We start from the raw sequence: 11,936 nt of genomic DNA, 5'->3' as shown, positions 1-11,936 counted from the left end.
AATTAGCACTGTGAAATCTGTAAAGACTCCATCTGACCAATAAAATAATGAACGTGAACTGATGAAAAATCTAATTTCTGTAGTAGGACCCACCGGAATAGGTAAAACGAGACTGGCAATTGATCTTGCAAAATATTTCAATACTGAGATTGTTTCCTGTGATTCACGGCAGTTCTTTAAGGAAATGAAAATAGGAACGGCATCTCCTTCTGAAGAGGAGCTGGCTGAAGCACCTCATCATTTTATTGGAAATCTTTTAGTAGAAGACTACTATTCTATTGGGCAATACGAAGAAGATGCCCTGCAAAAACTTAATGAACTTTTTAAAAATCATAACACCGTAATTCTTGTCGGTGGAAGTATGATGTATGAAAAAGCAGTCATTGAAGGATTGAATGATCTGCCGGAAGCTGATGCAGAAAATCAGGAGAAACTTCAGCAACTTATGGAGCAGGAGGGAATTGAAAAACTTCAGGAAATTTTAAAAGAACTGGATCCCGAATATGCTGAGGTGGTAGATATTCATAACCACCGAAGACTTCTGCGCGCCATTGATGTAATCTGGCAAACTAATAAAAAATATTCTGAACAGATTGCGATTTCTCAGGACTCCAGAGATTTTAATGTCATCAGAATTGGAATTGAAGCGCCTAGAGAAGAATTGTATGACAGGATCAATCGTAGGGTTGATATTATGATGGAGAAAGGTCTTTTGGATGAGGTAAAAGGTTTGGAGAAATTTAAAGGACTTACTGCTTTGAATACGGTTGGTTACTCAGAACTATTCAAATACTTTGATGGGGAATGGGATCTTGATTTTGCCGTTTCAGAAATTAAAAAGAATAGCCGTAGATATGCCAAACGTCAATTGACCTGGTATAGAAGAGCGGACGATATTCATTATTTGCAATTGGGATATTCTCAACAGGATTATGATGGATTGATTGAATATATATCAACCAGATTAAAGCTTATAGAATAGTAAGTATGATTGAAATAAAGAATTTTATAAATGATTTTGATTCTGAAGTTTTTAACACTGAAAATAAATTTCCATGGGAAATAACAGATCAGTTAGAAATACTATTAATTGAAAAAATAAAGACTTTATCAGACGATTATATTATTAACGGAGGTATTGCTATCCATAAATCTGCAGAAATTGAACAAGGTGCAGTTTTAAAAGGAACCTTAATCATCAATGAAAATTGTAGGGTAGGAGCATATGCCTATCTGAGAGGGCCTATATTTCTTGGCAAATCTGTGAATATTGGTCCAGGCTCTGAAATTAAACAATCTATCATTCTTGATTACTCTGCCACGGCACATTTTAATTATATAGGAAATAGTATTATTGGTAAAAATGTAAATTTTGAAGCCGGATCTATTTGCGCAAATCATTTTAATGAAAGAGAAGAAAAAAATATTTCAGTTATCTATAACAATCAAATAATTTCTACGGGTATCAATAAATTTGGTTCATTGGTGGGAGATGACTGTAAAATTGGTGCGAATGCTGTTCTATCTCCGGGAAGTATTTTAAATAAAAAAACCATTGTTAAAAGATTAGAATTAATAGAACAAGTACTTCAATGAAATAAAAATGCAGTCCCGAAAGACTGCACTCAAACAATATAATTAAATTTACTACTTCCAACCGCCTCCTAGCGCTCTGTATAGGTCTACAATGCTGCTTAATCTCTGTCTTTTAATGGAAGCAAGATTCAACTCAGCCTGAAGAGAATTCCCTTGTGCGGTAATTACCTCCAGATAATTGGCTGAACCTCCTCTGTAAAGAAGCTGTGCGCTTTTAATCCCATCTTTTAATGTAGTGGACTGTTCTGCAGCTTTTTGTTCCTGAATTTTTAAGTTTTCATTAGAAACCAAGGCATCAGAAACTTCACCAACGGCATTCAGTACCGATTGACGGAAAGCCAATACATTTTTTTCTCTTTGAATTTGAGCCACTGCCAAATCCGTTTTTAATTGTCTTTTCTGGAAAATAGGCTGAGTAATTCCTCCTAAAACAGATCCAAATAATGATGCCGGAATTTGAAACCAGTTATCAATTTTGAATGAGTTAACCCCTCCATTTGCTGTGATTTTTAATGCTGGATACATATTGGCTTGGGCAATTCCTACCATAGCATTGGATTCCAATAAAACAAGTTCCTGCTGACGTACATCAGGTCTTCTGCTTACCATAGCTGCCGGAAGTCCTGCTGAAATATTTTGAGGAAGGGAAGTGTCAGACATTTCAATAGTTCTATTGACCTTATTAGGGGTTTCGCCTACCAAAATACTTAAAGCATTTTCCTGAATGGCAATATTTTGTTCCAATTGAGAGATCAGAAGTTCAGTAGCCTGTTTCTGAGCGGCAGCCTGTTGTACTCCCAAAGAGGTTGTATCACCACTTTCCCACATTTTTTGTGTAATCATTAAGGTATTACTGCTTAATTCCAGATTGGATTTTGCAATGCCCAATTGTTTATCAAGCATCAAAAGATTGTAATATCCTTGGGCAATGGCTGCAATCACCTGCGTCTGGATAGCTTTTGAACCTTCGTAAGTTTGTAGATATTGCATTCTTGAAACTTCCTGCTGATTTTTGATCTTTCCCCAAATATCAGCCTCCCAAGATAAGTTGAATGCAGCGTTGTAATCTTCAACATGGCTTTGTCCTAAAAATAAATTTAAGCTCTGCCCATTCATACTGTTTTTGGATGGTTTTGAAATCTGTGCAGATACTCCGAAGCCAACGTCCGGATATTGCATATATTTTGCCTGTTTTAGTTTTTCCTGTGAAGAGGCAACTTGTTTTAAAGCAATTTGAAGGTCATAATTATTTTTAATTCCCTTTTCAATCAATCCCTGTAAAATAGGATCGTTGAAAAATTGTTTCCATTCCAGATTAGCAATGCTTGCTGTATCGGCAGTTGCTGTGTACTGGAACTTTTCCGGAAGCGGAAGGTCCGGCTCCGTGTATGCCAGTTTTGACACACACGAAACAGATCCTATAGCCAGCGCAAATGTTAGAATAATATTTTTTACTCTTTTCATAGTTTTTGTTTAATAGACTTTAATTGAGTACAAAATTTTGAGGAATATAATAAGGTTGTCAACACGGTTTGCTGAGATTTGCGCAAATATTTGAACAATTTTCAAAGCCTTTTTGTGATTATTATATTCCTCAACAGTTTATAAATAATTTTTAATGAGTAGCTGTTAAAGCTTGCTCTTGCTGTAATTTTCTTTGAAGTCTTTTCTTTTTTCTGCTCGGCATTTTTTCATGCAGATACTGGAAGACTACATACATTACCGGAATAATGAAAACTCCGAATACAACTCCTGTAAGCATTCCACCTACTGTACTATAACCGATGGAGTGGTTCCCTTTTGCAGAAGCTCCCTGTGTCCATACCAATGGAAGCATCCCTACGATAAAGGCAAAGGACGTCATCAAAATTGGTCTTAGACGTAATCTTGAAGCCTGAAGAGCAGATTCAATTAATGATCTTCCTGCTTTTCTTCTCTGAACGGCAAACTCTACAATCAGGATGGCATTTTTCGCCAATAATCCGACCAGCATGATCAATCCAACCTGTACATAGATGTTATTATCAATTCCTGCCAGCCCTGTGAAGGCAAATACCCCAAAGATCCCTGTTGGAATAGTTAAGATAATGGCAAACGGAAGAATATAACTTTCATACTGTGCAGCCAATAGAAAGTAAACAAAAAGAATACTTAAAAGGAAGATGAATGTAGTTTGTCCACCTGTTTTAATTTCTTCACGGGTAATTCCTGTCCATTCATAGCCATAACCTCTTGGAAGTGATTGCTTGGCTACTTCTTCTACTGCTTTGATGGCATCTCCGGTACTGTACCCAGGTTTTGGAGTACCATTGATGGTTACGGCGTTGAATAGGTTATTTCTGGTTACCGTTTCAGGTCCAAAGGTTCTTTTTAAGGTAACCAATGTTTTAGCAGGAACCATTTCGCCTGATTTATTTTTCACATAGATTCCCTCCAAAGAATTGATATCTGTACGATAAGGAATATCGGCCTGTGCCATTACCCTGTAATACTTACCAAATCTGTTGAAATCTGAAACGAAGCTACTTCCGTAATATATCTGCATAGTCTGCATTAATTCTGTAACAGAAACTCCTAACTGATTGGCTTTATCTGTATCTACATCAATAGTGTATTGTGGATTTCCGGCTGCATAAGTAGTAAACGCAAATGCAATTTCCGGACGCTTCATTAATTCACCAATGAATTGTTGTGTTGTTGTTCCCAATTGCTCAAAAGAACCGTTGGTTTTATCCTGAAGCATAAATTCAAAACCGGAAACGTTACCAAATCCCTGAATTGTTGGGAAGTTGAAGAAGAATGCGTTGGCATCCTTTACCTGACTTACTTTTCCTGTTAATGCAGCTGCAATCTGATCAGGATCTTTCATTTCACCACGTTTATCATAATCTTTAAGCTTGATGAAACCTGCAGAATAAGGCGAAGCATTGGCATTACTGATAAAGTTCATCCCATCTGCTACCCAAAGGTGATTGGTTGCTTTTTCTCCGTTAATGATTTTATCAATTTGTGCAGTTGCATTATGTGTTCTTTCCAGTGAGCTTCCCGGAGGAGTGTTCACTGCATATAATACGAATCCTTGATCTTCTGTCGGAATAAATCCTGAAGGGGCTTTTTTAATCATAAATATGCTGACTGCAGTAATCAGAACAAGACCTCCGATGGCAACCCATTTATTTTTAATTAAAAATTTAAGGCTGTAAATATATTTTCTGGTCATGTTATTGAAGCTCACATTAAATGCGTTGAAGAATCTTGCTCCAAATCCTTTTTTGTGACCGTGTTCACCATGTTCTCCCTGAGGATCATTAAGGAAAAGGGCACATAAAGCAGGACTCAATGTCAATGCATTTACTGCTGAAATCAAAATAGCAATGGCCAGTGTAAAGGCAAACTGTCTGTAGAAAACCCCTGCAGGGCCCTGCATAAAGCCTACGGGAATAAATACCGCACACATCACCAATGTAATGGAAATAATGGCCCCGGAAATTTCACTCATTGAGTTGATGGTGGCTTGCTCCACAGGCATTCCCGTTTGTTCCATTTTGGAATGGACAGCCTCTACCACTACGATGGCATCATCCACTACAATACCAATAGCCAATACCAATGCGAACAACGTAAGCATATTAATACTGAAACCAAATAATTGAAGGAAGAAGAATGTACCAATAATGGCTACCGGAACTGCAATGGCCGGAATTAAAGTAGATCTGAAATCCTGAAGGAAAATAAATACTACAATAAATACCAAAACGAATGCAATCACCAATGTTTCTACTACCTGATGAATAGAAGCATCAAGGAAATCCTTAGAATTATACATGATAATAGGCTTCACTCCTTTAGGTAGGGTAGTACTGAATGTATCCACCTGCTTTTCAATTTCAGTAAGGATCTCATTGGCATTTGAACCTGCAGTTTGAAGAATAGCAAATCCGGCAACCGGTTTTCCGTCTACTCTGTTGGTTGCAGTATAGGTATAAGAACCAAATTCTACTCTTGCAACGTCTTTTAATCTTAGGAATGATCCGTCACTATTCGCTTTAATGGCGATACTTTCGTAATCTTCACCTTTGTTCAGCTTTCCTTTATATTTAAGGATATATTCGTAAGTTTCTTTACTCCCTTGTCCAAGACGTCCCGGAGCAGCTTCAAGGTTGTGATCTTTAATGGCATTCAAAACTTCCTGTGGAGAAAGATTGTTGGCAGCCAGTCTATCCGGTTTTAACCAGATTCTCATGGAATAATCTCTGGTTCCGAAAACCTGAGCCTGAGCAACCCCCGGAATACGCTGAATCTGAGGAATCACGTTGATCTTAAGGTAATTCTGTAAGAAAAGTTCATCATATTGTTTCGGATCATCACTGGATAATCCCATGAACATAATCATACTATTTTGAACTTTCTGTGTAGAAATTCCCGCTTGTACTACTTCCTGAGGAAGTTGGCTCATTGCTTTTGATACACGGTTTTGTACGTTTACGGCTGCATTATCAGGATCAGATCCCTGCTTGAAGAAAACGCTCAGTGTCATGGTACCATCATTACTTGAGTTGGAAGTCATGTAGGTCATATTTTCAACCCCGTTCACTGCTTCCTCAATGGGTGTTGCTACAGAACGAGCTACTACCTCAGCATTTGCTCCCGGATAAAAGGCCGTTACCTGAACACTCGGCGGAGCAATGTCCGGAAAGAGAGCAATCGGTAAATTAAAGAGAGACAAAGCTCCCAATAATAAGAGTATTATGGAGATGACCGTTGAAAGGACCGGTCTTTCTATAAATTGTTTTAACATAAGAAGTTTATTTTTTAATGTTGTTTAAACCTTTTTAAACACTTAAGTTGATTTAGTTTTAAAGCTTGAGAATAGTAAGTATCCTCTTAAATGAAAAACTTATATGCTCTTAATCAACGGAATGATGATGACTTCAAAAACTTAAGCATTAAAAAGAAAAATGTTTAAACTGCTCTTAAATAATCATATTGAAATCTATTACAAAGGTTTTGCTCTCAATAAACTATCAGAAGAGATTGCTTTCGGTTTAATGGAGACTCCATCCTTTAGACTTCCAATACCGGTAAAGACAATCTTGTCTCCTGGTGAAAGTCCTTCAGAAATAAAGTAATAGCTATCGGTTTTTCCTGAGATCTTGATGGGTTTCCCAGTCACTTTCTGATCTTTGCCCATTACATAGACATAAGTTTTATCCTGAATCTCAAAAGTAGATTCCTGTGGAATAATCACTGCATTTGAAATAAGCTGTGGCATACGTATTCTTCCCGTATTACCGGTTCTCAAAGTTCCGTTTGCATTAGGGAAAACCGCACGTACACTTATAGATCCGGTTGTTTTGTCAAACTGTCCGTCTACAATACTTAATCTTCCCTTTTCAGGATAAGTACTATTGTCCGCGATTACCAGTTCTACCATCGGCATATTTTTCAATTTCTCATCTAAAGTAGCTCCCGGATATTTATTCTGGAAAGCAATAAAATCAAGTTCACTTAAAGAGAAGTAGGCATAAATTTCACTGATATCTGACAATAAAGTCAATGGACTAGGGTCTGTTCTGGAGATTAAGCTTCCTTTTTTATAAGGAATTCTACCAATATAACCACTTACAGGCGCTGTAATTGTTGTAAATCCTACATTAATTTTTGCGCTTCCTACCGATGCTCTTGCTTGTGAGGCAGCGGCAACAGCAGCTTCATAATTAGCTTTTGCTGTTTTCAGCTGTACATCAGATACTACTTTTGCAGCAACCAGTGGCTGAAGTCTGTCAACCTCTACTTTTGCTTTCTGTATATTGGCATTAGCCGCCTGAAGATTAGCTTGCGCCATATTCATTTGTTCGCCATAGCTTCTTGAATCTATCTTAAATAAAGGCTGTCCGGCTCTTACATAAGCCCCTTCCTCTACATAAATTCTATCAAGATATCCATCTACCTGCGATCTGATTTCCACATTATTTTTTCCTTCCAAAGCGGTTGGTAATTCTTGATAAATGGTAGCAGGAGAGGTGATAACGGTATAAACCGGAAGTTCTGGAGCTGGAGGTGCGGCATTGGATCCTTCCGCAGCCTTGGTGCAGCTCTGTAAAAGAATTATACTTGATATAAGTACAATAAACCTTGTTTTTCCAGGTATTTTCATTGTTGGTTTAATTTTTTTAATGAAGTGTTAGATTTAAGTAATGTTTCTTTTTTGATAAATGCTGTTTTTTTTCCTAACAGTGTTAATAATTTGTTCAAAAAAAATTACAGAATTTTTAATGTCCGATCTGATCGATATTTTCCATAATTGAAATTGTTTTTAAAATATTTAAGTATATGAAGATGTGAGTTGTAATGTGTGTTATTTTTGCTAACAGTGTTAATTTTAAAAGAAAAAATGACTACTTTTAAAAAATGAATTGATTAAGATTCTACATAAAAGATTTTTGTTTTTTTATTAGGTTTAAATGAATTATGTATATTAATTCAGTGTTAAATTTCCTAACGGTGTTAATTTTAGTTCAAAAAAATATTATAAAGACTTAATAAAAGACGAAACAGTTTCATCCAAAGCCGATTTATTCATTGTAGAAAGAATATCTGCTGTACGCATCATCATAATGGAAATCATTCCGTGTACCGCCGAGAACAACGCATGAGACATATGACATGCATTATCAGGATTTGATCCATTCTTTTTGATAATGCTCGCAGTACACTCATAGATCAGCTCCTGGAATGATGAAAATTCTTTCTTCATCTGTCCTTTTCCACAGCACTGCATTCCCAAACCAAACATAAGCTGGTAATATTCCTTATTCTTAAAAGCAAAGCTCCAATAAGCATCCACAATAGCAACAAGTTGTTCTTCAGGAGTATTGTGTTTCTGCTGTGCTTTTAGTAATTCTATATGTAACTTGTGAAAGCCATCTAATGAAATTTCAAATAAAATAGCTTCCTTATTTTCAAAATAATCATACACCACCGGTGCGCTGTATTCAATAGCGTCTGCTATTTTACGCATGGAAAGTGATGCCCAGCCCTCAGTTTTAGCCAAAGTGAATGCAGCCTGCAAGATATTTGCACGAATGGATTCTTTTTCTCTTTGACGACGTTCATGTAGGCCCATGATATTTGTTTACTAACAGTGTTAGCAAAACTACAAACTTTTAAGGTTATCTTCCAAACGTTATTTTAATTTTAACATTTAACGAAAGTTTATAAATTCCTGAATAGTCTATTAATAAAAGAAATTTTTATCTTTGTGAACTAAAGAAAAAAGGATATGAATACTCCCTCAAATATGTTGGCATTAGGTACAAAAGCTCCGTTTTTTGAGCTTCCAAACCCGTCAAAAACGAATGAACTTCAGTCTTTAGAAGAACTGAAAGGAGAAAAAGGAACATTGGTGATCTTTATGTGCAACCACTGTCCGTTTGTTCTTCATGTGATCGACAAGATCAATGAATTATACGAAGACTATAATGAAAAAGGTATTGAATTCATCGCGATTAATGCTAATGATATTGAAAAATATCCGGCTGATTCTCCTGAAAAAATGATTGAGTTTCAAATCGATAAAAATTTTGATTTCCCTTATTTATTTGATGAGAGCCAGGCAGTAGCAAGAGCATATGAAGCAGCATGTACACCTGATTTTTATTTCTTTGATGATAAACTGGACCTTGTTTACAGAGGCCAGATGGATGATTCAAGACCTGGGAATAATAAGGATGTAACCGGAGAAGATTTAATTATTGCCTTTGAAAATCTTTTAATTGGGGAACCACAGGAAGAGATCCAAAGACCAAGTATGGGATGTAATATTAAATGGAAATAATTTTCTTATTACTAATTCTTACTAGTATAATACAGAGCTGTTCTTTTTAAAGAACAGCTTTTTTATTTCCTACAGATCGCTCTGATTTCACGGATTATTATTCTCGCAGATTTAGGAGATTATGCAGATTTGTTACTGTGGGAATTTTATACGTAAACATCTGCGAAATTCGCGAAATTTGCGTGAGATTTAAAATAAAGTCATTTGGATTCCTACAGAATGCCAAATAGAACGTTTAGTTTATCCATCCACTTTTATACCATATAAAAGAATTAACGTGGTCTCATTACACATTCACCTTATTATGAGAATAATCCTTAATAAACTCTGAGGGGGTTTTCGCAGTATATTTTTTAAACATTCTATTGAAGTAAGTCACATTATTAAAACCACAACTATAGCTGCATTCTGAAATGGATTTATCTTGCGCCATCAGTAAGCATGCCTTATTAATACGATAACGGTTCACAAATTCAGTAAAGGTAATCTGGGTTGCTTTTTTAAAAAAATTACAAAAGGCCGGCAAGGTGAGATTGGCGAGTTTAGCTACTTCTTCAATATTGATTTCCCTATCATAATGATGCTCTACATAGGTGAAAATATTTTCCAGGCGTGTTTTATTCTTTGAAATAATGGTGTAAGGCATGATTTCCTTGTTCAAAAGATCATAGTCTTTACACTTTGACAGTTCAAAAAGTATTTCCAGCAGTAACAGATATCTTTTATATCCTTCAGATTCGAGCATAAGCTTTAGCTTCGGAAGCATCACTTTTTTTACCTTATGATGGAAATGAATACCATATTTAGAAAGTTCCAGCAAGTTTTTGATAGATCGGGCTTCAACTTCCTGTTGAGGAAACTGAAGAATCTCTTCCTTGAATTGCAATACAATTTCTTCATGCGGATCAATGGAGTTTAGTCCAAATCCTGAATGTGGAATATTGGAACCTATCAGTACAAGATCTCCATTGGTATAATTGCTTTTATGATAGCCCACATGACGGGTTCCGCTCCCGGAAATTACACAGACAAGTTCAATTTCGGGATGATAATGATATTCCCATTTGAATTCCGAAATAGGGGAGTTATTATGAATCGTGCGGAAAGAGCTTTTCTCATTGGGAATTACTCTTTCAAAAGTAACTTTCATTTAATTAATCATATTTAATCACTAAAAATACTAATTATATTAATATTGTTCAAATATTGATTTATTGTGTTAAATTATCGTTAACACAAATGCTTCTATCTTAGCCGACAAGAAATGATCTGGATGAAAAATTTCAACATAAAGGCGGTTTTGTTTTTAAACTATTTTGTTTTCGCAATTCTTTTGAATTCTGTGGGAACGGTTATTTTGCAGGTACAGCAGAACTTTGGAATTTCAAAATCATCTGCCAGCATATTGGAGGGATTTAAAGATCTTCCCATTGCAATCTGTTCATTCATTCTGGCTTCATTTCTTCCCAAAATCGGAATCAAAAAATCCATGCTTATTGCTTTGTTTTTGGTGAGCTGCATGTGTTTTGTGATGCCATTTACAAATGATTTCTGGGTCTTTAAATTATTATTTGCTATTGTAGGAGTTTCTTTTGCTTTGATAAAAATATCCGTTTTTACTTCCATTGGACTGATTACAGAAACAGATAAAGAGCATTCGAGCTTTATGGGATTTCTGGAGGGATTTTTCATGATTGGTGTATTAGCGGGAAATGTTTTATTCAGCTTATATATTGATGATCATAATCCGAAATCTACCCATTGGCTGAATGTATATTGGGTACTGGGAGTTCTTTCAACATTATCGTTTTTGTTTTTATTCTTTTCAAAGTTGAATGAAAGCGAAGCGAAAAGCGAAAAAACAGATTTATTGGGTGATTTAAGAAACAGTGCCAGCCTGTTCAGTTATAAAAAAGTATTGTGCTTTTTACTGTGTGCTTTCCTTTTTGTATTGGTAGAACAGAGTTTTCAGACATGGACGCCTACATTTTATAAAGAGATCTTAAAAGTTCCGACCTCAATGAGTATCCAGGCAGGAGCCGTATTGGCAGGAGCTTTTGCTTTGGGAAGATTTTTATCAGGTTTCTTTTCCAAGAAATTCAGCTGGATTTATGTTGTTTCATTCTGTGTGGTTGGTTTTGCCATAAGCTTACTTTTGGTTTTACCATTGACACACGATATTCATATTGATACCAATACAAATTGGCTGAATGCCCCACTGGTTGTGTATTTATTTCCCTTGATGGGAGGTCTATTGGCACCTATTTATCCGAGTATCAACTCTGTTATTCTGGCTTCGATTCCTAAATATTTACACAGTGCCATGTCCGGTTTGATTGTAGTGTTCTCTGCTATTGGAGGAACGATAGGCTCAATCATTACGGGCTTTGTATTTCAGGAATTCAGTGGGCAGCAAGCATTTTATCTTTCCCTGATCCCACTTTCATTGTTGATCACGTCAGCAATTTTCATGAATAAATTAAAAATTAATCCTAAAAAATAA

The 11,936-nt window shown here is 36.0% G+C and carries 9 protein-coding genes; 4 read left to right on the top strand and 5 right to left on the bottom strand.

The features are described 5' to 3' along the window. Positions 1-61: 61 nt before the first annotated feature. Positions 62-982, top strand: coding sequence for a tRNA (adenosine(37)-N6)-dimethylallyltransferase MiaA (miaA, locus tag C1638_RS13945; RefSeq protein WP_109621928.1), 921 nt, complete (start codon positions 62-64; stop codon positions 980-982). Between the two features lie 5 nt (positions 983-987). After that, entirely contained in the window at positions 988-1,596 is a 609-nt protein-coding gene (locus C1638_RS13940; RefSeq protein ID WP_109621926.1) for an LbetaH domain-containing protein, read from the top strand. A gap of 51 nt (positions 1,597-1,647) precedes the next feature. Here the strand turns inward: C1638_RS13940 and C1638_RS13935 are convergent, their stop codons facing one another. The 4 genes from C1638_RS13935 to C1638_RS13920 form a co-directional block, all read right to left on the bottom strand. Further along, a complete protein-coding gene (locus tag C1638_RS13935; RefSeq protein WP_109621923.1) occupies positions 1,648-3,060 on the bottom strand; it encodes an efflux transporter outer membrane subunit in 1,413 nt (470 codons plus the stop codon). A gap of 151 nt (positions 3,061-3,211) precedes the next feature. Next, positions 3,212-6,394: an efflux RND transporter permease subunit gene (locus C1638_RS13930; protein WP_109621921.1), complete on the bottom strand. Its 3,183-nt coding sequence runs from the start codon at positions 6,392-6,394 to the stop codon at positions 3,212-3,214. A gap of 198 nt (positions 6,395-6,592) precedes the next feature. Continuing rightward, positions 6,593-7,753 carry an efflux RND transporter periplasmic adaptor subunit gene (locus C1638_RS13925; protein ID WP_109621919.1) on the bottom strand — a complete coding sequence of 387 codons (1,161 nt, stop codon included), beginning with the start codon at positions 7,751-7,753 and terminating at the stop codon, positions 6,593-6,595. Positions 7,754-8,125: 372 nt separating this feature from the next. Beyond that, positions 8,126-8,722, bottom strand: coding sequence for a TetR/AcrR family transcriptional regulator (locus C1638_RS13920; RefSeq protein ID WP_109621917.1), 597 nt, complete (start codon positions 8,720-8,722; stop codon positions 8,126-8,128). A 156-nt stretch (positions 8,723-8,878) separates the two neighbouring features. Between C1638_RS13920 and C1638_RS13915 the strand changes: the two genes are divergently transcribed. Continuing rightward, positions 8,879-9,433: a thioredoxin family protein gene (locus C1638_RS13915; RefSeq protein ID WP_109621915.1), complete on the top strand. Its 555-nt coding sequence runs from the start codon at positions 8,879-8,881 to the stop codon at positions 9,431-9,433. Between the two features lie 286 nt (positions 9,434-9,719). On the opposite strand, the gene C1638_RS13910 is transcribed toward C1638_RS13915, so the two are convergent. After that, positions 9,720-10,583 (bottom strand): AraC family transcriptional regulator, encoded by an 864-nt coding sequence (locus C1638_RS13910; protein ID WP_109621913.1) that lies wholly within the window; start codon positions 10,581-10,583, stop codon positions 9,720-9,722. A gap of 123 nt (positions 10,584-10,706) precedes the next feature. Here C1638_RS13910 and C1638_RS13905 point away from each other — a divergent pair, with 123 nt between their 5' ends. Next, entirely contained in the window at positions 10,707-11,936 is a 1,230-nt protein-coding gene (locus C1638_RS13905; RefSeq protein ID WP_109622506.1) for an MFS transporter, read from the top strand.

Origin of the sequence: Chryseobacterium oncorhynchi (genome assembly GCF_002899895.1) — a bacterium.
Classification (GTDB): domain Bacteria; phylum Bacteroidota; class Bacteroidia; order Flavobacteriales; family Weeksellaceae; genus Chryseobacterium; species Chryseobacterium oncorhynchi.
The sequence above is the reverse complement of the archived record's forward strand: the minus strand, read 5'-3'. Positions and strand labels throughout refer to the sequence as shown.